Raw genomic sequence first — 23,944 nt, forward strand, 5'->3', positions numbered from 1 at the left:
TCCCCCCGGTCCGCCGCCGCAGCCAGAACCTGCCGCGCGTCCGGACGAACGCGACGACACGCACCCCCGAACCCTCGACCCCGGTCGAGCGGGAACCCCCCGGGCACACCCACGCCCGCGTACCCGACAGTGACGGATATCCCAGTGATCACCACATCGGGCCTGACCAAGGTCTACCGCTCCCGCGGCCGCGAGGTCGCCGCCCTGGACGGCGTCGATCTCCACGTCCGCGAAGGCGAGGTCTACGGCGTCATCGGCCAGTCCGGCGCCGGCAAGTCCTCCCTCATCCGCTGCGTCAACCTGCTGGAGCGCCCCACCTCCGGCACCGTGACCGTCGCCGGGCAGGACCTCACCGCCCTCGCCGGCCGCGGCCCGCGCGCCGGACGGGAACTGCGCCGGGCGCGCAGCCGGATCGGCATGGTCTTCCAGCACTTCAACCTGCTGTCCTCGCGCACCGTGCAGGACAACGTCGAACTGCCGCTGGAGATCCTCGGCAGGTCCGGCAGGGAACGCTCCCGCAAGGCGCTGGAACTGCTCGACCTCGTCGGCCTCGCCGACAAGGCCAGGGCCTACCCCGCCCAGCTGTCCGGCGGACAGAAGCAGCGCGTCGGCATCGCCCGCGCCCTCGCCGGCGATCCCAAGGTGCTGCTCTCCGACGAGGCCACCAGCGCCCTCGACCCGGAGACCACCCGTTCCGTCCTCCAGTTGCTGCGCGACCTGAACCGGCAGCTCGGTCTGACCGTCCTGCTCATCACCCACGAGATGGACGTGGTGAAGACGGTCTGCGACTCCGCCGCCCTGATGGACCGGGGCCGGATCGTGGAGTCCGGCACCGTCGGCGAGCTGCTGGCCACCCCGGGCTCCGAACTGGCCGCCGCGCTGTTCCCGGTGGGCGGCGGGGCCACCGGCGCCGACCGGACCGTCCTCGACGTCACCTTCCACGGCGAGTCCGCGGCCCGGCCGGTCGTCTCCCGGCTCTCGCGCACCTACGACATCGACGTCTCGATCCTCGGCGCCGCCCTCGAGACCGTCGGCGGCGTCCAGGCCGGCCGCATGCGCATCGAACTGCCCGGCCGCTACGAGGACAACGTGGTGCCCGTCGGCTTCCTGCGCGAACAGGGCCTGCGGATCGACGTCGTGGGCCGCGAGCCCCACCTGGTGAAGGAAGATGCCGAGTGACCTGGTCCGAGATGCAGCCGCTGCTGTCCCAGGCGTGTTCCGAGACGTTCACGATGGTGTTCTGGTCCACCCTGATCGCCGTCGTGGCCGGCCTCCCGCTCGGCGTCCTCCTCGTCCTCACGGACCGCGGCGGACTGCTGCAGAACGTCGTCGCCAACAAGGTGATCGGCCAGGTCGTGAACATCGGCCGGTCCATGCCGTTCATCATCCTGATGGTCGCGCTGATGAGCTTCACCCGCTGGGTGACCGGCACCACGATCGGCACCACCGCCGCGATCGTCCCGCTCGCCATCGGGGGCATCCCGTTCTTCGCCCGCCTCGTCGAGACGGCCGTCCGCGAAGTCGACCACGGCCTCGTCGAGGCCGTGCAGGCCATGGGGGCCGACACCTGGACGGTCGTCCGCAAGGTCCTGGTCCCCGAGGCGCTGCCCTCGCTGATCGCCAGCACCACGACCACGGTCATCGCCCTCATCGGCTACTCCGCCATGGCCGGCACCGTCGGCGGCGGCGGCCTCGGCGACCTCGCCGTGCGCTACGGCTACCAGCGCTTCGAGACCGAGCTGATGTGGATCACCGTCGCGATCCTCGCCGTCGCCATCTCCCTCATCCAGCTCGCCGGCGACTTCGCCGCCCGCTCCCTGCACCGCCGCGGCGGACGCTCCGGATCCGCACCGAAGCCGCGGCTGACGAAGGCCGAGGAGCCGGCCGCGGCCGACATCGGCAAGGTCGCCTGAGCGCGCCCTCCCCAGAACGCCCCGTACACCCGACACGGGGTCGCACCACCCTGAAGGAAAGGCACTTTTCGTGCGTAACACCGCCAAGCTCACCACCGCCGTCCTCGCCGCCGGAGCCCTCACCCTCGGGCTGACCGCCTGCGGCTCCGGCAAGGACTCCGGCTCCTCCGGCACGAGCGGACCGCTCGTCGTCGCCGCGAGCCCGACCCCGCACGCCGAGATCCTCGACTTCGTCAAGAAGCACCTGGCGAAGAAGGCGGGTCTCGACCTGGAGGTCAAGGAGTTCAGCGACTACATCACGCCGAACACGGCGACCGAGGACGGCTCGGTGGACGCCAACTACTTCCAGAACCAGCCGTACCTGGACGACTTCAACAAGAAGCGCGGCACCCACATCGTGCCCGTCGTCACGGTGCACCTGGAGCCGCTCGGCCTCTACTCCCACAAGGTCGGGAAGGTCGCCGGCCTCAGGAGCGGTGCGACCGTCGCCGTCCCGAACGACACCGTCAACGAGGCCCGGGCCCTGAAGCTGCTCGCCGCCAACGGGCTCATCACCCTCAAGGCCGGCGTCGGCACCGAGGCGACCCCGCAGGACATCACCGCAAACCCCCGGAAGCTGAAGTTCAAGGAGGTCGAGGCGGCCCAGACCGCGCGCTCCCTGGACGACGTGGACGCGGCCGTCGTCAACGGCAACTACGCCATCTCCTCCGGCCTGAAGCCGGCCACCGACGCCCTCGTGCTGGAGTCCGCGAAGAACAGCCCCTACGGCAACTTCCTCGCCGTCAAGAAGGGCAACGAGGACGACCCGCGGGTCAAGAAGCTGGCCAGGCTCCTCACCTCGCCCGAGGTTAGGAAGTTCATCGAGGACAAGTACCGGGGTTCGGTCATTCCCTCCTTCTGACCCCGTCCGGCCCGCCGCGGACGGCTCCGCGCCACGCACGGGGTCCGCGCCCTCACCCGGTGCGGGTCCCGTGGTGCGGTTCACTGATCCCATGCTGCATGCTGGGCAGTTCAGCAGGCCCTGACGGCGATCCCGACGGTTACGGAGCGGCGCATGACTAGCACCTTCCCCAACATCTCCATCAGCACGGAGCGGTTGGTGCTGCGTGCCCTGGAGGAGGACGACGCGCCCGCCCTGGCCGAGATGATGAACGACGAGCAGATCGCCGCCTGGACCGACGTCCCCCAGCCGTTCACCCAGGACGGCGCCCGGCACTGGATCACCGAATGGGCCCCCGGCGAGCGCGCCGCGGGCCGGGGCCTGGACCTCGCCGTCACCGAGTTCCTCACCCAGCGCCTGGTCGGCGTCATCCAGCTGGCCAAGACGAACTGGCACGTCCGGGCCACCGAACTGTCCTACATCATCGCCCCGTGGGCGCGCGGCGAGGGCTACGCCTCCGAGGCGGCGCTCGCCACCGCCCAGTGGCTCTTCGGCGACCAGAAGTTCGAGCGCATCGAGATCCGCACCGCCGCCGACAACACCGCCTCCCAGCAGGTCGCGCAGAAGATCGGCTGCATCAGCGAGGGCGTCCTGCGCAACGCCTGCATAGCGCACGTCCGCACCGAGGACGGCACCTGGACCGACCTGCGCACCGACTTCATCGTGTGGAGCCTGCTGCCGGAGGACCTGGAGGGCGCCGACGGACACCTCGCCGACCGCGACGGGTTCACGTCCTACTCCGACTGGAACTGAACCCGCGGCGACCCGCCCGGACCCGCGCGCGGCCCCGCCCGCCGCGCGTCCGGCAGCTCGACCGGATACCCTCACCAAGCCTGACTGAGGCCCCCGTACCCCTGACGACCCGCGCGAACCTGGAGACTGACGACGATGGCCGACCGGGTCACGGTGATCGGCTGGGACGGCTCGCCGCTGACCGCCGCGGCGCGCGGCGCCCTCGGCGCCGCCACGCTCGTGGCCGGCGCGGCCCACCACCTGGCACTGCCCGAAGTACCCCCCGCCGCCGAACGCATCCGCCTGGGCAGCATCGCCCTGGCCGCCCGCCGGATCGCCGCCCACCGCGGCACCGCGGTGGTGCTCGCCGACGGCGACCCCGGCTTCTTCGGCGTCGTACGCGCCCTGCGCGCACCGGAATTCGGCCTGGAGGTCGAGGTCGTCCCCGCCGTCTCGGCCGTGGCCGCCGCCTTCGCCCGCGCCGGCATGCCCTGGGACGACGCCCAGGTGGTCGTCGCCCACCCGCGCACCCTGCGCCGGGCCGTGAACGTGTGCCGCGCCCACACCAAGGTCGCCGTCCTGACCGCACCGGGCGCCGGCCCCGCCGAACTCGGCCTGCTGCTGGAAGGCGTCCACCGCACCTTCGTCATCTGCGAGGAACTGGGCACCGAACGCGAACAGGTCAGCGTCGTCACCTCCGACAAGGCCGCCGACCACACCTGGCGCGACCCCAACGTCGTCATCGTCATCGGCGGGCCCGCCGGACCGGGCGGCACCGGCGAGGGCGGCGGCTGGATCGCCGGCCGCGACCCGGCCGTCGGCCCGCGCGGCTGGGTGCAGCCCGCCGAGGCCTACGGCGGCGGCCTCGGCGAAGGCGAGACCGGGTTGCTGCGGGCCGCCCAGCTCGCCCGCCTCGGTCCCCGGGTCGGCGACCTCGTCTGGGACATCGGCTGCGGCGGCGGGGCGTTCGCCACCGAGGCCGCGCGCGCCGGAGCCGCCGTCATCGCCGTCGACCGGGACCCCGGAGCCTGCGCCCGGACCGAAGCGGTCGCCCGCCACTTCGCCGTCCACCTGCAGGTCGTCCGGGGCACCGCACCGCACGTCCTGGAGAACCTGCCCGAGCCGGACGTCGTCCGCGTCGGCGGCGGGGGAGCGGCCGTGGTCTCCGCGGTCGCCGACCGCCGCCCCCAGCGCATCGTCACCCACGCCGCCACCCGCGACGCGGCCGAACTCGTCGGCCGCGACCTCACCGAGCACGGCTACCGGGTCGAGTGCGCCCTGCTCCAGTCCGTCGAACTCGACACCAGGGACTGGACGGAGACCGAACGGAACGTCGCGTTCCTGCTCACGGGGGAGCTGCCGCAGCGCACAGCGCCGCGCTGAACAGCGGTGGCCGGACGGCGGACGGACCTGCCGTAGGGCGCCCCGCGATCCGTTTGTCATACCGCGCGCGGTAGGCTGGCCGATCGTTGTACCGCACCGGTGGACCGGAGCTTCGTTCGTCAATGTCCGGAAAGCGCGTCCGTTTTGTGGCGGGTGTGGTACCGCGGAACCGGAGGGCGCGCAACGTGGCGCAGTCCACAGCGGGTTGTCGCGGATCACGCTGCCGCGACGGCGCAACGGCCGGGACAATGCCACTGAATGGCTTTGTCGTCTTTTCCGGCGGACCGTTCGTGCCGCTGGGCGCGCACGCTCGTTCTTCACCACGGGGCGGTCGGTGCGCCGTTCCGGGTGAGCTGGTCGTAGGAGCACTAACCGATGGGCGAGGGGTACGCATGACCGACACCGGCCAGGTCCCGGCCGAGGGGCAGCCGGAGGGCGCAGGCATGGTGGAACAACCGGGCGTTCCCGCGCACGGCGCGTACACCTACCTCTCCGAGGCGCCCGCCGAGGACGAAGACCTGCTGCTGCCGGGCGCCCGGGGCGCGTGGGGCAACGAGGTGCCGCCGCCCGCCCCGGAACCGGTCGTCGAGGCGGTCCACCAGCCGGGACCGCACGAGACGGCCGGCCGGGACACCGGCTCCGTCGACCTCGGCGGCGTCCGGCTGCCCGACTCGGGCCCCGTCTCCGTGCCGCCCTCACCCATCCTGTCCGCCCCGCACGACGCGGCGGCGGCCCCGCAGCCGCCGCGCCGGCCGCTGCACCTCGGCCCGCCCATCCCGGACACCTCCGCCAGCCCGGTCCGTTCCCTCGCCGACCGCGGCCCCGCGGGCGCGCCGGTACGGCAGCCGGGCCCGCCCGCGACCGGTCCCGAGTACCTCGACGCCCAGCCGCTGCGGGACATGGCTCCGCAGAGCGCCGCCCCCTGGGGTGCCGCTCCGGCCGCCGTGGCTCCGGCCCGCACCGGTGCACCGGCCGCGGAAACGGCCGGTCCGGCCGCCGCCGGCCCGTCCGGCGCCGCCCCCGCCACCCCGACCGGTCCGGCGGCCCAGGCCGTGCAGACGCACGCCGGGGACGCCCCCGCCACGGAACCGCTCCCCGTCGTCCACGGCCACGACGGCCCGCAGCCGGTGCACGGCCACGACGGGGTGTACGCGGCTCCGGACGGCCAGGGATCCGGGGACGCCCCGGTTCCGGTTCCGGCCGGGACGGACCAGGACGCACCGCTCACGCCCACCGGGCCGGCCGAGGCCGTGGAGCCGCCGACGGACACACCGGCGGCCGGAACCGCGGCTGCCGGAGGTCTCGCCGAAGCCGGGGGGTCCGTTCCGCCCGGAGCCGCTCCCGCCACGGACGCGGTGTCCGCCGAGCAGGCCGAGCAGGTTGAGCAGGCTGCGGTGTCCACCCCTCAGGACACGGACGCTCCCGTCACCGTGGACGCGGCGGACCAGGTGGTCTTCGCACGGACGGCACCCCCGGCGGAGGCCGCCGGGGCGCAGCCGTCGCAGGCACCCCGTCAGGAGGCCCCGGCGGACCAGGAGCCGGGCGAGGCGGAGGTCGCCGCGGTCGTGGAGCCCGTGCAGGTCGTGGAGCCCGTGCAGGTCGTGGAGCCCGTGCAGGTCGTGGAGCCCGTGCAGGTCGTGGAGCCCGCGCAGGCCGCCCAGCCGCACGGGGCCGCGCAGCCCGTCGAGGGCGTGTTCGCCGCCGACCCGGCGCAGCCGCAGGCCCCCGCGGACGTGCAGCCGGCGGAAGGCGTGGTCGGGTTCGAGGACGCGGCCGGGGACGCCGCCGTCCCCGCCGACGCCCCCGGTCCCGCCGCCCGGGCCGTCGACGCGACCGCCGTCCCCGGGGCCCACGCCCTGGCCGGAGCCCCCGCACCCGAGGACCCGGCCGACCGGGCGGTCCCCGCCGATGTCGTCCCCGCCGATGCCGTCGTCGTCGATGCGGTCCCCGCCGGAGCCCCCGCCCCCGGCACGCCCGGCGCCGAAGCGGTACCGGGACCCGAGGCGTCCCAGGTGCCCGGGCCGGCCGCCGCCCCCGTACCGGCCGCCGTCCCGGACGCCGCCGCGGACACCACCGCCGCCGCCGCGGACACCGCCGGAACCGCCGGGCCGGTCGGCCCGCAGGCCCAGGACGTGCAGCCCGTCGCGGCCGCCTCGCAGGACGGCGACGACGTGACCGGCCCGCAGCACGCCCAGGCCCACTTCCCGGCACCGGCCCGGGCACCCGGCGCCCCGGCCGGGCCCGCGGGCCCGGCGGCCGACGCGGGGTACTCCGGCGTCCCGGAGCAGCAGGCCCCCGCCGGCGCGGTGCCGCGGGCGCCGCACCCCGAGCAGCCGCCCGGGCCGTTCGGGTCCGTCGGGGACCAGGCGCCGGCCGCCCCGCACCCCGCCCCGGCCCCGCCCGTCCACCAGGACCCGGAACCCGCCGCCACGGCCTGCGCGCCCCACGAGGACGAGCCGGCCGCCGCGCCGCCGGACCCGCACGGGCCCGACGCCGTGCAGTGGACGGCGGACCCGGCGGCCGGGGGCGCCGAGCAGGAGGCGGGCACGGCCGCGGCGGAAGAGGCACGGCAGCCCGCCGGACCGGCCGCGCCCGCCTACGCCGACGCCGAGCGCGAGGCCGTCCTGAAGGTGATGCGCGAGCGCCGGGACATCCGCAACGGCTTCCGCCCCGACCCGATCCCGCACGAGGTGCTGCTGCGCGTCCTGGAGGCGGCCCACACGGCCCCCTCGGTGGGCCACTCCCAGCCCTGGGACTTCGTCGTCATCCGGTCCGCCGAGACCCGGCGCACCATGCACGAACTGGCCGTGCGCCAGCGCGAGGCGTACGCCAAGTCGCTGCCCAAGGGCCGGGCCAAGCAGTTCAAGGAACTGAAGATCGAGGCCATCCTCGACACCCCGGTGAACATCGTCGTCACCGCCGACCCGACCCGCGGCGGACGCCACACCCTCGGCCGGCACACCCAGCCGCAGATGGCGCCGTACTCCTCCGCGCTCGCGGTGGAGAACCTCTGGCTCGCCGCCCGCGCCGAGGGCCTCGGCGTCGGCTGGGTCAGCTTCTTCGACGAGCGGGAGACGGTCCGCGCGCTCGGCCTGCCCGAGCACCTGGAGGTCGTCGCCTACCTGTGCGTCGGGTACGTCGACGAGTTCCCGGACGAGCCCGAGCTGATGCAGGCCGGCTGGTCCAAGCGGCGCCCGCTGTCGTGGGTGGTGCACGAGGAGACGTACGGCCGCCGCGCCCTGCCCGGAGAGGAACCCCACGACCTGCTTGCCGAGACCGTCGCACAGATCCGCCCGCTCGACGCCAAGGCGCTCGGCGAGGCCTGGGAGCGCCAGAAGCGCATGACCAAGCCGGCCGGCGCGCTCGGCATGCTGGAGATCATCTCCGCGCAGCTGTCCGGGCTGTCCCGGCAGTGCCCGCCGCCGATCCCGGAGCCCGCAGCCGTCGCCATCTTCGCGGGCGACCACGGCGTGCACGCCCAGGGCGTCACCCCGTGGCCGCAGGAGGTCACCGCCCAGATGGTGACCAACTTCCTGGGCGGGGGCGCCGTCTGCAACGCCTTCGCCGGCCAGGTCGGTGCCGAGGTGTGCGTGGTGGACGTCGGTGTCGCCGCCGACCTGCCCGCCACCCCCGGACTGCTGCCCCGCAAGATCCGCGGCGGCACCTCCGACATGACCACCGGTCCCGCGATGACCCGCGAGGAGGCCAGGGCGGCCGTCGAGGTGGGCATCGAGACCGCCCGCGACCTGGTGGCGGCGGGCAACAAGGCGCTGCTCACCGGCGAGATGGGCATCGCCAACACCACCGCCTCCGCCGCGCTGATCTCGGTCTACACGGGCGCCGACCCCGCCGAGGTCACCGGCCGGGGCACCGGCATCAACGACGAGACCCTGGCCCGCAAGACCGAGGTCGTCCGCCGCGCCCTGGAACTGCACCAGCCGGACCCGGCCGACCCGATCGGCGTCCTCGCGGCCATCGGCGGCTTCGAGCACGCCGCCATGGTGGGCCTGCTGCTCGGCGGCGCCTCCCTGCGCACGCCGGTCATCCTGGACGGCGTCAGCGCCGGCGCCGCCGCACTGGTGGCGCGAGCCATCGCGCCCGAGGTCCTCGCGGCCTGCATCGCCGGCCACCGCAGCGCCGAGCCCGGCCACGTCGCCGCGCTGAACAAGCTGGGCCTGCGCCCCCTGGTCGACCTCGACCTGCGCCTCGGCGAGGGCACGGGCGCCCTGCTCGCCCTGCCCCTGGTGCAGAGCACGGCCCGCGCGATGCACGAGGTGGCGACGTTCGACTCGGCAGGGGTCACCGAGAAGTAGGCGTCCCGCCACGGGGGATCCGGTGCCCAGCTGCCGGACCCCCCGTGCCCTGCGCCCTGCCCACCGTTAAAATCCGCACGTCAGGGCCGCTCCGAAGGTGCAGCGCGCCCCACCGCAGAGTTGCCCGAGGAGCCGTCCGCCCATGGCCGAACACCCCGCCTACCCCGTAGGCCTCCGCCTCCTTGGCCGCCGCGTGGTCGTCCTCGGCGGCGGCCAGGTCGCCCAGCGCCGCCTGCCCGCCCTGATCGCCGCCGGCGCGGACGTCCTGCTCGTGTCCCCCGGGGCGACCCCGTCCGTCGAGGCGATGGCGGACGCGGGCGAGATCACCTGGGAGCGGCGCCGCTACGCGGACGGCGACCTCGCCGAGGCCTGGTACGCCCTCATCGCCACCGACGACCCCGAGGCCAACGCCGCCGCCTCCGCCGAGGCCGAGCGCCACCGCGTGTGGTGCGTGCGCTCCGACGACGCCGACGCGGCCACCGCCTGGACCCCGGCCACCGGCCACGGCGGGGGCGTCACCGTCGCCGTCCTGACCAGGGACGCGCGCGGCCGGGACCCGCGGCACACGGCGGCCGTCCGGGACGCGGTCGTGGAGGGACTGCGCGACGGCACCCTCGTCGCCCCGCACCACCGCACCCGCACGCCCGGTGTGGCCCTGGTCGGCGGCGGCCCCGGCGACCCGGACCTCATCACGGTCCGCGGCCGCCGCCTGCTCGCCGAGGCGGACGTCGTCATCGCCGACCGGCTCGGCCCGCGCGACCTGCTCGCCGAACTCCCCCCGCACGTCGAGGTGATCGACGCGGCGAAGATCCCCTACGGCCGCTACATGGCGCAGGAGGCCATCAACGGCGCGCTGATCGAGCACGCCAAGCAGGGCAAGTCCGTCGTCCGGCTCAAGGGCGGCGACCCGTTCGTCTTCGGCCGCGGCATGGAGGAGGTCCACGCGCTCGCCGAGGCCGGCATCCCCTGCACCGTCGTCCCCGGCATCTCCAGCTCGATCTCCGTGCCCGGCGCGGCCGGCATCCCGGTCACCCACCGCGGCGTCGCCCACGAGTTCACCGTGGTCAGCGGCCACGTCGCCCCGGACGACGAGCGGTCCCTGGTCGACTGGCCGTCACTGGCCAGGCTCACCGGCACCCTGGTGATCCTCATGGGGGTCGACAAGATCGGGAAGATCGCCGAGACGCTCGTCGCGCACGGCAGGCCCCCCGGGACGCCCGTCGCCCTCGTCCAGGAGGGCACGACGGCCGCGCAGCGCCGCGTGGACGCGACCCTCGCCACGGTCGCCGAGACCGTACGGACCGAGGACGTGCGGCCTCCCGCGGTCATCGTCGTCGGCGAGGTCGTGCACGCGGGCCCGCGGCCCACGGCCTGATCGCGCGGGACCCGGGGCGACCGCACCCCGTTCGAGAGCCGTTGGCAACCCCACCCAGGACAAGGCAGCAGCACCCGTGGCCGATCCCATCACCATCGAGGACCCCGACGACCCGCGCCTGCGCGACTACACGGACCTGACCGACGTCGAGCTGCGCCGCAGGCGCGAGCCGGCCGAGGGCCTGTTCATCGCCGAGGGCGAGAAGGTCATCCGGCGGGCCGGGGAGGCGGGCTACGCGGTGCGCTCCATGCTGCTCTCGGCCAAGTGGATCGAGCCGATGCGCGACGTCATCGACGCACTGCGGGTCCCGGTGTACGCCGTGAGCCCGGAGCTCGCCGAGCGGGTCACCGGCTACCACGTGCACCGCGGCGCGCTCGCCTCCGTGCAGCGCAAACCGCTGCCGGCGGCCGCCGGACTGCTCCGCACGGCCCGCCGGGTGGTGGTCATGGAGTCGGTCAACGACCACACCAACATCGGCGCCGTCTTCCGCTCGGCCGCCGCTCTCGGCATGGACGCGGTGCTGCTGTCCCCCGACTGCGCCGACCCGCTGTACCGCCGCAGCGTCAAGGTCTCCATGGGCGCGGTGTTCTCCGTCCCGTACGCCCGCCTGGAGAGCTGGCCCGGGGGCCTGGAGCCGGTCCGCGAGGCCGGTTTCCCCCTCCTCGCGCTCACTCCGGACGCGAGGGCCACGACCCTGGACGAGGCCGCCCCGCACACCATGGACCGGGTGGCCCTGATGCTCGGCGCCGAGGGCACCGGCCTGTCCGCCCGGGCCCTGGCCGCCGCCGACACGTGGGTGCGCATCCCGATGTCCCACGGCGTCGACTCGCTCAACGTGGGCGCGGCGGCCGCGGTGGCGTTCTACGCGGTGACCGCGGGACGCCCGCGGTCCTGAGCCCCGGCCGCGGCCGGGGAGTCAACAGCCGCCCGGCCGCGGGGTCGTCCCGCTACGCCCGCGCGGCGTCAGGCGGCGCGGCCGACGGCTGCTGCACGCGCTCCTGCCGCTGTACGTCGCCCAGCCCGCGCGCCGGGCCCTGGCAGCCCTGCGCCACCGCGATGCCCAGCGCCACGAGCAGGGTGACGACGACGAACACGAACAGCCGCTGGCGCAGCAGCCGCGGATTGGCGGGCCGCCGCCCGGTCCCCGTGGTCCGCGGCGCCGGGCGCCCGGCGGTCCCGCGTGCGGCCGCCGGGCGCCCGGGGGGACGGCCCGCGCCGCCCGAGCGGGGACCGGTACCGCGCGGGACGGGAGTCGGACGGGCCGTCCCGGACCGCGGGCCGGCGGCCCCGCCCCGGGGGCCGCTCCCGCCCCGCGAGGGCGCACCGCCCCGGGCCGCCGCGCCGCCGCGCGGCACGGGGGTGCCGGGGGAGGGCCGCCGCTGGGCGCGCTGCGGTTCGGGGTAGGTGTCCACGAGCCGCCCGGTGGGCCGGTCCGCCTCGGCGGCGCGCGGCGAGGGCGGCCGTGCGTCGGACAGGCCCTGCGCCTCGCGGGCGGCGATCTCCTTGAGCCGCATGGACAGCTGCAGGGTGGTCGGCCGGTCCTCGGGGTCCTTGGCCAGGCACGCCCGCACGAGCGGGGCGAGCGCGTCCGGCACGCCGTGCAGCTGCGGCTCCTCGTGCACGACCCGGTAGAGCATCACCTCGGAACTGCCGTGGCCGAAGGGCGAGTCACCGGTCGAGGCGTAGGCCAGGGTCGCGCCCAGCGAGAAGACGTCCGTCGCCGGGGTGACGGCCGCGCCGCGCACCTGCTCGGGGGCCAGGAAACCGGGGGAGCCGACCGCCGTGCCGACGTGCGTGAGCGTGGAGGCGCCGGTGGCCCAGGCGATGCCGAAGTCGATGATCCGCGGCCCCTTGGGGGACAGCAGGATGTTGGACGGCTTCAGGTCCCGGTGGACGACACCGGCCTCGTGCACCGCGACCAGTCCCTCGGACAGGGCCGCGCCGATCGCGGCCGCCTCGGCCGCGCCGAGCGGGCCCTCGTCGGCGACCTTGTCGTGCAGGGAGGGGCCGGGCACGTACTGCGTGGCGAACCAGGGCCGGTCGGCCTCCAGGTCCGCCGCGACCAGCCGGGCCGTGCAGCCGCCCCGGATGCGCCGGGCAGCCGACACCTCGCGGGCGAACCGCGAGCGGAACTCCTGGTCCTCCGCCAGGTCGGGCCGGATCACCTTCAGCGCGACCCGCTGCCCCTTCTTGTCGGAGCCGAGGTAGACCACGCCCATCCCGCCCGCGCCGAGCCGTCGGTGAAGCCTGAACGAGCCGACGACGCGCGGGTCCTCGCGCCTCAGGCGCATCATCGCCATGTTCATCCCCGCTGCCCGGTCCCTGTGACGTGGCACAGCTTACGTTTCCCCGGCCGCCCGCGCGCAGAGGCCGCGCCCTCCCGCGCGGCCGGATTGCCCGCGCCGGGCACACGAGGTGAAACCCGGTCAGGATGTCCCTGGGCGCAGTGGCCTTGAGGTCCGGCCGGTGTCAACCCGGCGCACCGGAAGGGACGTTGCCCGCACGGGGGTGACAGGGGTTCCGGTGCGGCCGGTCACCGGCGGGCCGTCGTGGACCGGGAGCCGCACGGCGGTCGGGAGGTGCTCCGGAGCGGGGCGGCAGGCCTTCCGTACGGGGGCGAAGTGAGCGAAGTCACTCGAACCGGTCCCGCGGGCGGCGGGGAAACGACGGGACGCGGCGCACGACCCCTCGGGGAAGACCCTGAGACCCGGGGCCGGGTCTCCACCCAGGGGAGTACTCCACAAGCGGTGGCTCATCCTCCTGGAGGCCCGTGATTCGGTACGAAGGCATGACGTCCGCCGGATCCCGCACGCCTAGATTTGAGGTCGAGCGGCGGGTGCGGCACTCGTCCCCCGGGGCCGGACGCCCGCCGCCGACGACAACCGAGACGTCGGGAGAAGGACCATGACCCGCACGGCACCGCGGCGCACAGTGCCCGGCCCCCGCCGGACGGGCCGCCGTCACCCCCTGGTGGCGACGCTCATGGCCCTTCCCCTGGCGGCCCTGCTCCTGCTCGTCTTCGACGGCTGGGAGACGGTGGCCGCACAGGCGTCGTCCGTGGGTGCGATGCTGGGGCGCTGAGCGGCGACCCCAGGCCCGGAAGAGCGGTCCGGGCGGGTACATCCATCCGGGAAACCCCGTGGGGACGGGGGTGCGGCGGACGGCACGAATGCCGGCGCAGCTGGGGAGCTGCGCCGGCATTGCGCCGTCCGTGCGACGGGCCGTCCCCGCTCCCGTAGGCTGCGCCCCGCAGCCGTACCCACCCCGAGGCCCCCGTGACCACAGACGCCCCCGCCCTGCTCCCCGCGCTGACCGCGGTGCTCACGGCCGCCGCCCACCCGGGAGCCGGCACCGCCGCCTGCGCCTGCGGGGGCAGCGTCCTGGCCGACCGCCCCGACGCCACCGTCGTCCGCCACGCCGGCACCGTCGCGAAGGCCCACGCCCCCGGTACCGTCCCCGCCGAGCTGTCCCTCCGCCTCGCCACGGCGGCCCGCCTCCCGGACGTCCTCCTGGCCCCGCTCGCCCCCGTACCCACCCCCCTGCACGACCGGCTGGTGACCTTCTGGCCGTACGGCGGCCCGGTGGACCCCGACGACCCGGACGCGGCCCCCTGGGAAGCCGCCGCCACCCTCCTCGCCCGGCTGCACCGCACGCCCCCTCCCGGCCCGCTGCCCCCGATGCGCGGCCCCGGGAAGGCCGCAGCCGCCGTGACCCGGCTGCGCGCGGCCCTGGGTCCCGCCCCCCACCCGGCAGGGCCCCCCGTCCTGCGGGCCTGGGCCGCCCTGCCGGCCTGGGCGCGCGCCGAGGCCCCCATGCCCGGTCCCCCGGCCCTGTGCCACGGCGACCTGCACCTCGGCCAGCTCGTCCGCCACCCCGCCGCCGGCGGACCCTGGCGGCTGATCGACGTCGACGACCTCGGTACGGGCGTCCCGGCGTGGGACCTGGGCCGCCCCGCCGCCTGGTACGCCTGCGGCCTCCTCCCGCCCGAGGAGTGGACCCGCTTCCTGACCGCCTACCGCGCGGCCGGCGGCCCCGCCGTCCCCGCCGACGGCGACCCCTGGCCGGCCCTGGACGTGCCCGCCCGCGCGCTCACCGTGCAGGGCGCGGCCCGCGCGGTCGGCAGGGCGCTCGCCGCGGACCGCGCGCTGGACGAGGTGGAACAGGCCCTGGTCGACGCGTGCGCCCGCATGGCTCCGCCGCCCGGTCGGCCGCCGCGCCGATCCCCGGCGTAGGGTGCAACCGACCGGGGCCGGACGGAGTCTGTCCCGGGGAAACACCAAGCAGTAACGACAGGCGAGGAGTTGAGCCGACCATGCAGTGTCCGAAGTGCCATGCGCCGATGCACACCTACAACCGCAACGGCGTCCAGATCGAGCAGTGCAGCGGCTGCCGCGGCATCTTCCTCGACTACGGCGAGCTGGAGGCGCTGACCCGTCTGGAGTCCCAGTGGTCCCAGCCCGCTCCGCCCCCGCCCGCCGCGCCGCAGGCGTACCCGGCCCCGTCCGGCCCGGCCTGGGGCGCCCCGCACGGCGGCGGTCACGGCGGCCACTACGGCCACCACCGCCACAAGAGCTTCGGCCACATGCTGTTCTCCAGCTGAGAGCGCACGAAGGAGCCCCCGGCCGTACGGGACGGCCGGGGGCTCCTCGGGGTGTGGACGATACTGGGATTGAACCAGTGACCTCTTCCGTGTCAGGGAAGCGCTCTCCCGCTGAGCTAATCGTCCTCGGGACCGTGACCCGCGGGTCACAGGCGTTGCGTGCGCGATACTGGGATTGAACCAGTGACCTCTTCCGTGTCAGGGAAGCGCTCTCCCGCTGAGCTAATCGCGCGGGGGTCCTCGCGGACCGGTGGACGATACTGGGATTGAACCAGTGACCTCTTCCGTGTCAGGGAAGCGCTCTCCCGCTGAGCTAATCGTCCTTGGAGGTGGAGACGGGATTTGAACCCGTGTAGACGGCTTTGCAGGCCGTTGCCTCGCCTCTCGGCCACTCCACCAGGAGTGTAGGGGATCGGGACGCCCCCTCTTCCTGCGAGCGGACGACGAGGCTCGAACTCGCGACCTCAACCTTGGCAAGGTTGCGCTCTACCAACTGAGCTACGTCCGCCTGCCGGTCCGGTCCGCTTCGCGCGTCCCGGCGACGTGTTGAACTCTAGCGGATTCCCCGGCCAGCACAAAAACGCGTTTGCGCAGCGTGCTGCGCTGCATCCGGCCGACGGCGTGGTCAGCGGCCCGAGGGGGACGCGGCGGGGTCCACTTTCGGACACCGGTTCTAGACTCGGCCCCGTGCGTTCCCTCCCGTCCCGGCTCCCCGCCCTGGCCCGCTTCGGCGGCCGGCTCGCCACCGGCCTCCTCGACGTCACCGACGACCCCGCCGCCCTGGGGTCCCCGGGCTTCTGGGCCGTGTGCGCCGACTTCGAGGGCCGCCTGACCTGCGCCCGCTTCGCGGACGTGCGCGAGGAGCCCGTGCCCGCCCCGGTGCCGGGCGGCTGGCGGGGCCCGGCGGCGGACGACTGGACCTCCTCCCTCGACCGCGCCGGGTACACGGCGGCGGTCCGGCGGATCCGCGAGCACATCGCGGCCGGGGAGGTCTACCAGGCCAACCTCTGCCGGGTGCTGAGCGCGCCCGTGGCCCCCGACGCCGACGTGGACGCCCTGACCGCCCTGCTGGCCCGCGGCAACCCGGCGCCGTACGCGGGCACGATCCGCCTGCCGGAGCACGGCGTGGAGATCGCCACCGCCTCGCCCGAACTCTTCCTGCGCCGGTCCGGCCGGACCGTCGAGTCGGGCCCCATCAAGGGCACCGGCCGCACCGAGGCGGACCTGCTGGAGAAGGACCACGCCGAGAACGTGATGATCGTGGACCTGGTCCGCAACGACATCGGGCGCGTCTGCGCCACCGGCAGTGTCACCGTCCCCGACCTGTGCGCGGTCGAGGAGCACCCCGGCCTGGTCCACCTGGTCTCCACGGTCCGCGGCGACCTGCGCGCCGGCGCCGGCTGGCCGGACCTGCTCGCCGCCGCCTTCCCGCCCGGTTCGGTGACCGGCGCCCCCAAGTCGAGCGCCCTGCGGATCATCGGGGCCCTGGAGGCCGCGCCGCGCGGCCCGTACTGCGGCGCGGTCGGCTGGGTGGACGCCGACCGGGGCACCGGCGAGCTGGCCGTCGGCATCCGCACCTTCTGGATCGACCGGTCCCCGGCGGGCACGGCGACCCTGCGCTTCGGCACCGGCGCCGGGATCACCTGGGGATCCGACCCCGAGGGGGAGTGGCGGGAGACCGAGCTGAAGGCGTCCCGGCTGCTCGCGGTAGCGTCGGGGACGTACGCGCAGCAGACGTACTCGACGGCGTACGGGGAAAGCGGAGGGGCACTGGCATGAGGATCTGGCTCGACGGCGGACTGCGGGACATCGAGACCGCCCGCGTCTCCGTCCTCGATCACGGGCTGATCGTCGGCGACGGCGTTTTCGAAACGGTGAAGGCGGTCGGCGGCGAGCCGTTCGCGCTCACCCGCCATCTCGACCGGCTGACCCGCTCGGCCCGGGGCCTCGGCCTGCCCGACCCCGACCACGACGAGGTCCGCCGCGCCTGCTCGGCCGTCCTGGAGGCCGACCCGGTGCCGCTCGGCCGCCTGCGGATCACCTACACCGGTGGCCCCGGCCCCCTCGGCTCCGACCGCGGCGACCACGGCCCGACCCTGGTCGTCGCCCTCGGCGAGACCACGCGCCGGCCCGACTCCACGGCCGTGGTCACCGTCCCGTGGACCCGCAACGAGCGGGGCGCCCTGACCGGCCTGAAGACCACCTCGTACGCCGAGAACGTCGTCGCCCTCGCCCGTGCCCACCGGCACGGCGCCTCCGAGGCGCTGTTCGGCAACACGGTCGGGCAGCTCTGCGAAGGCACCGGGTCGAACGTCTTCGTCGTCCTGGACGGCGAGATCCACACCCCGCCGGTCGCCTCCGGCTGCCTGCCGGGCATCACCCGCGCCCTGGTCCTCGAATGGACCGGCGCGCAGGAGAGCGACCTCCCGCTGGACGTCCTGGAGCGGGCCGAGGAGGTCTTCCTCACCTCCACCCTGCGCGACGTGCAGGCCGTGCACCGGATCGACGGCCGGGACCTGCCGGAGGCTCCCGGACCGGTGACGGCCAAGGCGATGCGGATCTTCGGGGAGCGGGCCGGGGAGGACCTGGACCCGTAGGCCGGTCCCGGGATGACGCAGCGCCCCGGGACGGGTAGAACACCCCTGATGACCACGACCCTGCGGCCGACCGAGCCGCTGCAGCAGCATCCCGACGGATCCCGTTCGCGCCGCTACCAGGTGTGCGTCAATAGCCGTCCCGTCGGCGGGATACGCCTGGCCACCTCCCCGTCCCTGGGCACCTCGGTGGCCCGCGTCCTCGACCTGTGGATCGCCGAGGCCGACCGGGGACGCGGACGCGGCACGGTGGCCGCGCTCGCCGCCGAGGAGGTGGCCCGCGGCTGGGGCTGCGCCCAGATCGAGACCGAGGTCCCCGCCCGGGCGGAGGCCGCGCTGCGGCTCGTCGGCGCCCTGGGCTACACCCTGCGCAACCGGAGGATGGAGAAGCGCCTCGGCGGCACCGCGCCCGAGCTCCCCCGGGCAGCGGCGCACGGCCGATGGCCCCGGCCGAGTTCGACGCCTGGCAGGCGTACGAGTCCGAGCAGTACGCACGGGCCTGGACCGAGCGGGGCGTGCCCGAGGCCGTGGCCCGGGCCAGGGCCCGCCAGGACCACGAAAGGCTGCTGCCGCACGGCCTCGCGACCGAGGGCATGCTGTTCAGCGTCCTGGAGCACGAGGGCGACCGGGTGGGCACCCTGTGGCTCGCCCTGCAGGACGGCAGGGCGTTCGTCTACGACGTCGAGGCGGACGCGGCCCACCGCGGCCGGGGGCACGGCCGCACGCTCATGCTGCTGGCGGAGCGCCAGGCCGTCGGCGCCGGCCGGCCCGTCCTCGGCCTCAACGTGTTCGCGGGCAACACTCCGGCCGAACGCCTGTACGAATCACTCGGCTACGAGACGACGGACCGCGTCTTCGCCAAACCCCTGCTGTAGGCGGGCGCGGGGTCAGGCCCGTCCGGCCAGCAGCCGGTCCGCGATCTCCTCGACGCGCTCGCGCAGCCCCTCCTGGCTCCTGCCGCCGTCGAGGCGCTCGCCGCCGATGACGTACGTCGGGGTACCGCTCACGCCGATCGCCTTGCCCTCGGCCTGGTCGGCGTCGACGATCAGGATGTGCCGTCCGTCGATCAGCGCGGTGTCGAACTCCTCGGCGTCCAGGCCGAGCTCCCCGGCCACCTCGACCAGGAAGGGTTCTCCCCGGCGGTCCAGCTCCTCGACCCGCTCCAGCACGGCCTCCACGTACGCCCAGCCCCTGCCCTGCTCCAGCGCCTCCTCGGCGGCCTGGGCGGCGGCGAAGGCGTGCTTGTGCTTGTCCAGCGGGAAGTGGCGCAGCCGCAGTTCCAGCCGGTCGCCGTAGCGGGCGCGCAGGGCGCGCACGTCGTCCAGGGCGCTGCGGCAGTCGGGGCACTGGAGTTCGCACCACACGTCGAGGACGACGGCTTCGCCGCGTGCGGGGGAGGAGTCGTTCATGCGGACAGTCTCCCAGGCCGGGGGCGGGTGGCCCAATCCCGGCCGCTCGGCCCCCGCACCCGCTCGGCCTCCCTTCCCCGGCCCCCGCGCGGCCACCGCACCGGCGGGCCGGGTCGCGCGGCGGGCCGGGGGCGTGCGGTCCGGTCCGCGCGGTCCGGCGCTCCAGGAGGGGGAGACCCGGAGATGTCCCTGATGTCGGGCCGGAGCATGGCATCGCGGGGACCGGGCGGTGCAGGATGGAGGGGACGGAGGGCACCCCGCCGTGCCCCGCGTACCCCGTCGCCGACCGCGCCCGCCTGGAGGACCGGATGATTGCCGAGACCGTCTGCTCCGCCGTGTCCGCGGCGGGCCTGGGCATCGCGGTGGTCACGGCCTACCGCAAGCGCTACCTCCCGGCCGCCCGCGTCACGGCCTACGCCCTGGTGCCGGTGGGCCTGGTGATGACCGGGATCGTCGGCTGGCTCGCGGACACCGCCTTCAGTCCCACGGCCTGGGCGGGGTTCGGCGTGCTGGGCGCGGCCTGGCTGCTCTTCGCGGGCACGCGCGCCGTCGAGCGCCGGCGCGGCGGCACCCGCGCGGAACGCAGAGCGGCCCGCCGCGGCGGGACCGGTGCGGTGGCCCCGGCGGCGTCCGCACCCTCCCTCGCCACGGGCACGCGCCCCGCGGCGCGCCCCGCCGCCCCGTCCGCCACCGGCTCCCCGGACGACTTCAGCGACATCGAGGCCATCCTGAAGAAGCACGGCATATGACCGGCGCCGGCCGGCAGGGCCCGCCGGACGGCGGAGGCGGACCGGAGGCACCCGCCGGCCGGTGACGAGTGGCGTGCCGGACGGGGTGTCGGACGGGACGCCGGGCACCGCGGGCCGAAACGACACGGAACGCCCCCCGGCGCCCGGAACCGTTCACGCCACGGAGCAACTCGAACGGAACGGCGCGAATTCGGTGAAATCCCGCACTTACGCGTACAGAGATCGCGGACGGGGCGCCGTCTGGGCCATCATCGGCCGCGAGATGCTGGACACGTCACAGAGCGAGGCCGCGCCGCCGAAGGACAAGCCGCGCGGATGCCTCTTCGCCCTTTCCCAGCCACCGCTGATGATCTTCCTGGCGGTGATCGGGTGTCTGCTCCTCATGGCTGCGCTGCACGATCTGCTGTTGCTGTGAGCCGTACACGTCCGTCCCGGCGTCACCCGCCGGGACCGGCGTCGCCCCGAGCGCGCTCACGGAGCGCGTCCGCGGAGCACCCTCGGTTCAGCCCGCCGCCTCCTTGCGGCGCGCCCGGTAGGCGGCCACGTGCAAGCGGTTCCCGCAGGTGCGGCTGTCGCAGTAGCGGCGCGAACGGTTGCGGGAGAGGTCGACGAAGGCGCGGCGGCAGTCCGGCGCCTCGCAGCGCCGCAGGCGTTCCCGCTCCCCGGCCACGACGAAGAAGGCGAGCGCCATCCCGCAGTCGGCGGCGAGGTGGTCGGCCACCGAGGCGCCGGGGGCGAAGTAGTGCACGTGCCAGTCGTAGCCGTCGTGATCCGTCAGGCGCGGGGTGGTGCCGGCCGCCGCGACCAGCTCGTTGATCGTCCGTGCGGCGGAGTGCGGGTCCGGAGCCGCGAAGATCCCGGCGAAACGCCCCCTGATCGTGCGCACGGCCGACAGGTCGGACTCCGACAGCACCCCGACATCGCTGATGGAGTGGCCCCGCACGAAATCGGCGAGTGCCGTCACGTCCGGCAGCCCGTCCGGCGCCGCGTCGTCCTCCGGCGCGGTGTTCACCAGATCCACCACGGTGTCGAGGGCGCACCGGGTGTCGTGGGTGATCAGCACGTGTCGCTCCCTGGCCTGGGGGTCGGGCGGGCGCCCGCCGATGCTGGCCGATGGTAGCGACAACTCCCCCCACCGCATCGGGAGACGGCCCCGCCGCTCACGCGTGGAACGCCCGCGTGCCCCTGCGGGTTCCCGGGCTCCGCACCCGCCGACCGGGGAACGCGCACGCGCACGGGCCGGCGCCGTCCCGCGATGACTCACGGTGATGGCGCCGGCCCGTGCCGTAGGCGGCCGTCCCGGCCCGAGCCGTCTCCCCGAGTGGACGGCGCCGGGCTGTTTCGCGGGGCCGCGACTTAGCTCTCCGCCAGGATGTGCGAGAGCTCCTGATCCAGGTCGAAGTGCCGGTGCTCCGTGCCGGGCGGCACGGCGGCGTCGGTCCGCTTCAGGAAGGACTCCAGGGCCCGTGCAGGGGCCTCCAGCAGGGCCTCCCCCTCCGGGGAGCTGAGGGCGATGCACACGACGCCCTGGCCGTGGCTGCGTGACGGCCAGACGCGGACGTCGCCGGTTCCGGTGGGGCGGTGCAGCCCCTCGGCGAGGAGGTCGCGGGCGAACACCCACTCGACGGTCTCCTCGGCTCCGGTGTGGAAGGTGGCGTGCACGGCGTAGGGGTCGGCCGTGTCGTACCGCAGGCCTGCGGGGACAGGCAGGGAGGACTCGCTCGACACAACGAGGCGCAGGTGCAGCTCGCAGCTGACCGTGGTGTTCATAAGCGCCAGGGCCTTTCGCTCAGTGTGCGCTCGGGGATTCGCACGTCGGCGAAATCGACATGCCACCTACGGTGCCGTTGTAAACCCCTCTGAGGGTTTTGCGTGTGTTTACGTAACTCTTCCGGCGGAGAAGCCGGACGGGGTCTGCGACCATTCCGGTGATCGGATTCACTCGGGTAGGGTTTGGGCATGAATACGGGGAGTGACGGGCCGGACGAGGCCGCCAGGACGGCGGGCGGGACCGGGGCGGACGGCGAGGATCCCGGGGCGGGCCTCGGGTCGCGGGCGCCGGAATTCGTCAAGGCGCGCCGCGCGCTGCACCTGAGCTGGCAGGTCGGCGTCTTCGTGGTGGGTCTCGCGGTGGTGGCGGGGGGCGTCGTGATGCTGCCCCTGCCCGGACCCGGCTGGGTGGTGATCTTCGGCGGCATGGCGATCTGGGCGACCGAGTTCGTCTGGGCCCAGCTCGTGCTGCGCTGGACGAAGCGCAAGGTCACCGAGGCTGCCCGGCATGCCCTCGACCCCAGGGTGCGCCGCCGGAACATCACCCTGACCGTGACCGGGCTGGTGATCATCGGGGTGCTGGTCGGGATCTACGTGCGGAAGTTCGGCATGGTCGCGCCCTGGAAGATCGAAGGCCAGTGACGCGCGTCCCGGGGTCGGCCGCCGGGCGGCGCCGCCCCCGGTCGGAGGTACCCGCTGACATGGGGTAATGTTCTCCCTGCGCCCGGGCGATTAGCTCAGTGGGAGAGCGCTTCGTTCACACCGAAGAGGTCACTGGTTCGAACCCAGTATCGCCCACCCGGAAACCGCGGCCCACCTGCGAGGAGCAGGTGGGCCGCGGTCGTTGCACCGGTTGCCCGCCGGCCTCCGCCCGCGGTCGGCCGGCCGGGCGGCCCCCGCCCGGTCCCGGCCGGTGTCCTCCGGTCCGCCCGCACCCGCCCCGCTCCTCCCCGCACCCGTCCTTTCGTTCCCGTCGCCGCCGAACCGCGAGCGGCCCCGGCGGTGGCGCGGTGGGCCGTGGTGACGGCGCGGTGACGTTCCGTCACTCCCGACGGGGTGCCGAGGGGTGGGTGAAGAAGATCGACCGGTCGGCCCCGGTCTTCGGGAAGAAGCACTCGAAGATCGGAGCAAGGCCGACTTTCGGACGTATTGACCCCCTCGGGAGAAGTCGCAGTCGCGGAGCGTCGGCGGAAATCCCCCGGATGTATTCCCCGTGCCGTCGGATTTCTCAGGAAGTACGACAAGTGAGGAATATTGTTCGGCCCCAACTCCCGGGGTGAGGCGGGCGACCTGAGCCCGGATCACTTCCGTGCGGGAGCCGTGCGGGTGGGCGGGAGCGGCGCCGGGCGGTTCGGCGTCCCCTGCGGAGTGCCCGGCCGCGTTCGCCGCCCGCCGCCCGCCGCGTCGACCGCCCACCGGGGCGGGGCGGCCGGGAGTTCACCGCCGGTTCCGGGCCGCCCCGCCCTCGCGCGAGCGGCGGGCCCGCCCGGGGTGTGGCGCACGCCATGGCGCGGCACGCGGGCACGCGCACCCGGAGTCGGCGTCCGCCCGGCAGACTCGGCCCATGGACTGGACCCACTACCGCTTCCGCACCCTGTGGTCCCTGCCCGTCCGGCCGGCCGCCGTGTACGCCGCGCTGGAACGGCCCGAGGACTACCCCCGCTGGTGGCCGCAGGTGCGGACGGTGACCCGGCTCGACGACTCCAGCGGCGTCCTCGCCATCCGCTCCGTGCTGCCCTACGCCATGACCTTCACCGCCCGCCAGACGCGCCGGGACCCGGCCACCGGCATCCTGGAGGCCGCCCTGTCCGGCGACATCGAGGGCTGGGCCCGCTGGACGGTGAGCGCCGGCGGACCCGGTGCGCTGGCCCGTTACGACCAGGTCGTCGACGTCACCAAGCCCCTGCTCAGGAAGCTGGCCGTGCCGGGGCGGCCCCTCTTCCTCGCCAACCACCGGCTGATGATGGACGCCGGGCGGCGCGGGCTGCTGCGGCACCTCGAAGCGGTTTGAAGTAACCCTGCCGGGACCTGTATGGTTCACTGCGTTCCCGGGCGATTAGCTCAGTGGGAGAGCGCTTCGTTCACACCGAAGAGGTCACTGGTTCGAACCCAGTATCGCCCACCGGGAGAGAGCCGGTCCGCAGGCAGCGGACCGGCTCTTCGCGT

The 23,944-nt window shown here is 74.9% G+C and carries 21 protein-coding genes, 7 tRNA genes and 1 pseudogene; 20 read left to right on the forward strand and 9 right to left on the reverse strand.

Features of this window, described 5'->3' with window-relative positions; translation table 11 throughout:
* Nucleotides 1–144: 144 nt before the first annotated feature.
* The 8 genes from QQY24_RS25305 to QQY24_RS25340 all read left to right on the forward strand — a co-directional run bounded on the left by QQY24_RS25305 (nt 145) and on the right by QQY24_RS25340 (nt 11,551).
* Nucleotides 145–1,179 (forward strand): methionine ABC transporter ATP-binding protein, encoded by a 1,035-nt coding sequence (locus QQY24_RS25305; protein ID WP_301975022.1) that lies wholly within the window; start codon nt 145–147, stop codon nt 1,177–1,179.
* Nucleotides 1,176–1,913, forward strand: a complete 738-nt coding sequence (locus QQY24_RS25310; protein WP_301975023.1) for a methionine ABC transporter permease — start codon at nt 1,176–1,178, stop codon at nt 1,911–1,913. Before QQY24_RS25305 ends, QQY24_RS25310 begins: the two co-directional genes overlap by 4 nt.
* 70 nt (nt 1,914–1,983) lie before the next feature.
* Complete coding sequence (locus QQY24_RS25315) at nt 1,984–2,814, forward strand: MetQ/NlpA family ABC transporter substrate-binding protein (RefSeq protein ID WP_301975024.1); 831 nt, start codon at nt 1,984–1,986, stop codon at nt 2,812–2,814.
* 153 nt (nt 2,815–2,967) lie between these two features.
* Nucleotides 2,968–3,606, forward strand: a complete 639-nt coding sequence (locus QQY24_RS25320; protein ID WP_301975025.1) for a GNAT family N-acetyltransferase — start codon at nt 2,968–2,970, stop codon at nt 3,604–3,606.
* Between the two features lie 135 nt (nt 3,607–3,741).
* Entirely contained in the window at nt 3,742–4,968 is a 1,227-nt protein-coding gene (cbiE, locus tag QQY24_RS25325; RefSeq protein ID WP_301975026.1) for a precorrin-6y C5,15-methyltransferase (decarboxylating) subunit CbiE, read from the forward strand.
* A 392-nt stretch (nt 4,969–5,360) separates the two neighbouring features.
* The gene (gene cobT, locus QQY24_RS25330) at nt 5,361–9,281 is read left to right on the forward strand and encodes a nicotinate-nucleotide--dimethylbenzimidazole phosphoribosyltransferase (protein WP_301975027.1); all 3,921 of its coding nucleotides are present in this window, start codon (nt 5,361–5,363) and stop codon (nt 9,279–9,281) included.
* Nucleotides 9,282–9,423: 142 nt separating this feature from the next.
* Nucleotides 9,424–10,656: a uroporphyrinogen-III C-methyltransferase gene (gene cobA / locus QQY24_RS25335; RefSeq protein WP_301975028.1), complete on the forward strand. Its 1,233-nt coding sequence runs from the start codon at nt 9,424–9,426 to the stop codon at nt 10,654–10,656.
* Nucleotides 10,657–10,732: 76 nt separating this feature from the next.
* Nucleotides 10,733–11,551 (forward strand): RNA methyltransferase, encoded by an 819-nt coding sequence (locus tag QQY24_RS25340; protein ID WP_301975029.1) that lies wholly within the window; start codon nt 10,733–10,735, stop codon nt 11,549–11,551.
* 52 nt (nt 11,552–11,603) lie between these two features.
* On the opposite strand, the gene QQY24_RS25345 is transcribed toward QQY24_RS25340, so the two are convergent.
* Nucleotides 11,604–12,962: a serine/threonine-protein kinase gene (locus QQY24_RS25345; RefSeq protein ID WP_301975030.1), complete on the reverse strand. Its 1,359-nt coding sequence runs from the start codon at nt 12,960–12,962 to the stop codon at nt 11,604–11,606.
* A 598-nt stretch (nt 12,963–13,560) separates the two neighbouring features.
* Here QQY24_RS25345 and QQY24_RS25350 point away from each other — a divergent pair.
* The 3 genes from QQY24_RS25350 to QQY24_RS25360 all read left to right on the forward strand — a co-directional run bounded on the left by QQY24_RS25350 (nt 13,561) and on the right by QQY24_RS25360 (nt 15,256).
* A complete protein-coding gene (locus QQY24_RS25350) occupies nt 13,561–13,737 on the forward strand; it encodes a hypothetical protein (protein ID WP_301975032.1) in 177 nt (58 codons plus the stop codon).
* Between the two features lie 194 nt (nt 13,738–13,931).
* Nucleotides 13,932–14,888, forward strand: coding sequence for a phosphotransferase family protein (locus QQY24_RS25355; RefSeq protein WP_301975033.1), 957 nt, complete (start codon nt 13,932–13,934; stop codon nt 14,886–14,888).
* Nucleotides 14,889–14,968: 80 nt separating this feature from the next.
* Nucleotides 14,969–15,256 carry a zf-TFIIB domain-containing protein gene (locus QQY24_RS25360; protein WP_301975034.1) on the forward strand — a complete coding sequence of 96 codons (288 nt, stop codon included), beginning with the start codon at nt 14,969–14,971 and terminating at the stop codon, nt 15,254–15,256.
* A 54-nt stretch (nt 15,257–15,310) separates the two neighbouring features.
* Here the strand turns inward: QQY24_RS25360 and QQY24_RS25365 are convergent.
* The 5 genes from QQY24_RS25365 to QQY24_RS25385 all read right to left on the reverse strand — a co-directional run bounded on the left by QQY24_RS25365 (nt 15,311) and on the right by QQY24_RS25385 (nt 15,764).
* Nucleotides 15,311–15,382 (reverse strand) — tRNA-Val (locus tag QQY24_RS25365).
* Nucleotides 15,383–15,416: 34 nt separating this feature from the next.
* Nucleotides 15,417–15,488: transfer RNA gene (locus tag QQY24_RS25370), tRNA-Val, on the reverse strand.
* 19 nt (nt 15,489–15,507) lie between these two features.
* Nucleotides 15,508–15,579: transfer RNA gene (locus QQY24_RS25375), tRNA-Val, on the reverse strand.
* Between the two features lies 1 nt (nt 15,580).
* Nucleotides 15,581–15,654, reverse strand: a tRNA-Cys gene (locus QQY24_RS25380).
* 37 nt (nt 15,655–15,691) lie between these two features.
* A tRNA-Gly gene (locus QQY24_RS25385) sits at nt 15,692–15,764 on the reverse strand.
* Nucleotides 15,765–15,943: 179 nt separating this feature from the next.
* Here QQY24_RS25385 and QQY24_RS25390 point away from each other — a divergent pair.
* The 3 genes and pseudogenes from QQY24_RS25390 to QQY24_RS25400 all read left to right on the forward strand — a co-directional run bounded on the left by QQY24_RS25390 (nt 15,944) and on the right by QQY24_RS25400 (nt 18,725).
* On the forward strand, nt 15,944–17,035 hold the full coding sequence (locus QQY24_RS25390; RefSeq protein ID WP_301975035.1) for a chorismate-binding protein: 1,092 nt from the start codon (nt 15,944–15,946) through the stop codon (nt 17,033–17,035).
* Nucleotides 17,032–17,853 carry an aminotransferase class IV gene (locus QQY24_RS25395; protein WP_301975036.1) on the forward strand — a complete coding sequence of 274 codons (822 nt, stop codon included), beginning with the start codon at nt 17,032–17,034 and terminating at the stop codon, nt 17,851–17,853. The genes QQY24_RS25390 and QQY24_RS25395 overlap by 4 nt, the downstream gene beginning before the upstream one ends.
* Before the next feature lie 48 nt (nt 17,854–17,901).
* A pseudogene (locus QQY24_RS25400) lies at nt 17,902–18,725 on the forward strand (GNAT family N-acetyltransferase).
* 12 nt (nt 18,726–18,737) lie between these two features.
* Here the strand turns inward: QQY24_RS25400 and QQY24_RS25405 are convergent.
* Entirely contained in the window at nt 18,738–19,259 is a 522-nt protein-coding gene (locus QQY24_RS25405) for a DsbA family protein (protein ID WP_301975037.1), read from the reverse strand.
* Nucleotides 19,260–19,567: 308 nt separating this feature from the next.
* On the opposite strand from QQY24_RS25405, the gene QQY24_RS25410 reads away from it, so the two are divergent.
* Both QQY24_RS25410 and QQY24_RS25415 read left to right on the forward strand, forming a co-directional pair.
* Nucleotides 19,568–20,008: a hypothetical protein gene (locus QQY24_RS25410; protein ID WP_301976357.1), complete on the forward strand. Its 441-nt coding sequence runs from the start codon at nt 19,568–19,570 to the stop codon at nt 20,006–20,008.
* A 61-nt stretch (nt 20,009–20,069) separates the two neighbouring features.
* Nucleotides 20,070–20,423 (forward strand): hypothetical protein, encoded by a 354-nt coding sequence (locus QQY24_RS25415; protein ID WP_301976428.1) that lies wholly within the window; start codon nt 20,070–20,072, stop codon nt 20,421–20,423.
* A gap of 87 nt (nt 20,424–20,510) precedes the next feature.
* Here QQY24_RS25415 and QQY24_RS25420 read toward each other — a convergent pair whose 3' ends face one another.
* Nucleotides 20,511–21,071, reverse strand: a complete 561-nt coding sequence (locus QQY24_RS25420; protein WP_301975038.1) for a CGNR zinc finger domain-containing protein — start codon at nt 21,069–21,071, stop codon at nt 20,511–20,513.
* 293 nt (nt 21,072–21,364) lie between these two features.
* Nucleotides 21,365–21,778 (reverse strand): SsgA family sporulation/cell division regulator, encoded by a 414-nt coding sequence (locus QQY24_RS25425; protein ID WP_004002642.1) that lies wholly within the window; start codon nt 21,776–21,778, stop codon nt 21,365–21,367.
* A gap of 189 nt (nt 21,779–21,967) precedes the next feature.
* Here QQY24_RS25425 and QQY24_RS25430 point away from each other — a divergent pair, with 189 nt between their 5' ends.
* From QQY24_RS25430 to QQY24_RS25445, 4 genes are all read left to right on the forward strand, one after another.
* Nucleotides 21,968–22,420: a TIGR02611 family protein gene (locus QQY24_RS25430; protein WP_301975039.1), complete on the forward strand. Its 453-nt coding sequence runs from the start codon at nt 21,968–21,970 to the stop codon at nt 22,418–22,420.
* An 84-nt stretch (nt 22,421–22,504) separates the two neighbouring features.
* Nucleotides 22,505–22,576 (forward strand) — tRNA-Val (locus QQY24_RS25435).
* Nucleotides 22,577–23,342: 766 nt separating this feature from the next.
* Nucleotides 23,343–23,789, forward strand: coding sequence for an SRPBCC family protein (locus QQY24_RS25440; RefSeq protein ID WP_301975040.1), 447 nt, complete (start codon nt 23,343–23,345; stop codon nt 23,787–23,789).
* Nucleotides 23,790–23,828: 39 nt separating this feature from the next.
* Nucleotides 23,829–23,900, forward strand: a tRNA-Val gene (locus QQY24_RS25445).
* The last annotated feature ends 44 nt before the right edge of the window (nt 23,901–23,944 follow it).

The sequence above is a fragment of the Streptomyces sp. TG1A-8 genome, from assembly GCF_030499535.1.
Lineage (GTDB): Bacteria > Actinomycetota > Actinomycetes > Streptomycetales > Streptomycetaceae > Streptomyces.

Bases quoted from the DNA above. Each gene is read 5' to 3' on its own strand.
- QQY24_RS25320 (WP_301975025.1), top strand. From the start codon at position 2,968: ATGACTAGCACCTTCCCCAACATCTCCATCAGCACGGAGCGGTTGGTG.
- cbiE (WP_301975026.1), top strand. From the start codon at position 3,742: ATGGCCGACCGGGTCACGGTGATCGGCTGGGACGGCTCGCCGCTGACC.
- cobT (WP_301975027.1), top strand. From the start codon at position 5,361: ATGACCGACACCGGCCAGGTCCCGGCCGAGGGGCAGCCGGAGGGCGCA.
- cobA (WP_301975028.1), top strand. From the start codon at position 9,424: ATGGCCGAACACCCCGCCTACCCCGTAGGCCTCCGCCTCCTTGGCCGC.
- QQY24_RS25345 (WP_301975030.1), bottom strand. From the start codon at position 12,962: ATGAACATGGCGATGATGCGCCTGAGGCGCGAGGACCCGCGCGTCGTC.
- QQY24_RS25350 (WP_301975032.1), top strand. From the start codon at position 13,561: ATGACCCGCACGGCACCGCGGCGCACAGTGCCCGGCCCCCGCCGGACG.
- QQY24_RS25360 (WP_301975034.1), top strand. From the start codon at position 14,969: ATGCAGTGTCCGAAGTGCCATGCGCCGATGCACACCTACAACCGCAAC.
- QQY24_RS25395 (WP_301975036.1), top strand. From the start codon at position 17,032: ATGAGGATCTGGCTCGACGGCGGACTGCGGGACATCGAGACCGCCCGC.
- QQY24_RS25405 (WP_301975037.1), bottom strand. From the start codon at position 19,259: ATGAACGACTCCTCCCCCGCACGCGGCGAAGCCGTCGTCCTCGACGTG.
- QQY24_RS25410 (WP_301976357.1), top strand. From the start codon at position 19,568: ATGATTGCCGAGACCGTCTGCTCCGCCGTGTCCGCGGCGGGCCTGGGC.
- QQY24_RS25425 (WP_004002642.1), bottom strand. From the start codon at position 21,778: ATGAACACCACGGTCAGCTGCGAGCTGCACCTGCGCCTCGTTGTGTCG.
- QQY24_RS25430 (WP_301975039.1), top strand. From the start codon at position 21,968: ATGAATACGGGGAGTGACGGGCCGGACGAGGCCGCCAGGACGGCGGGC.
- QQY24_RS25440 (WP_301975040.1), top strand. From the start codon at position 23,343: ATGGACTGGACCCACTACCGCTTCCGCACCCTGTGGTCCCTGCCCGTC.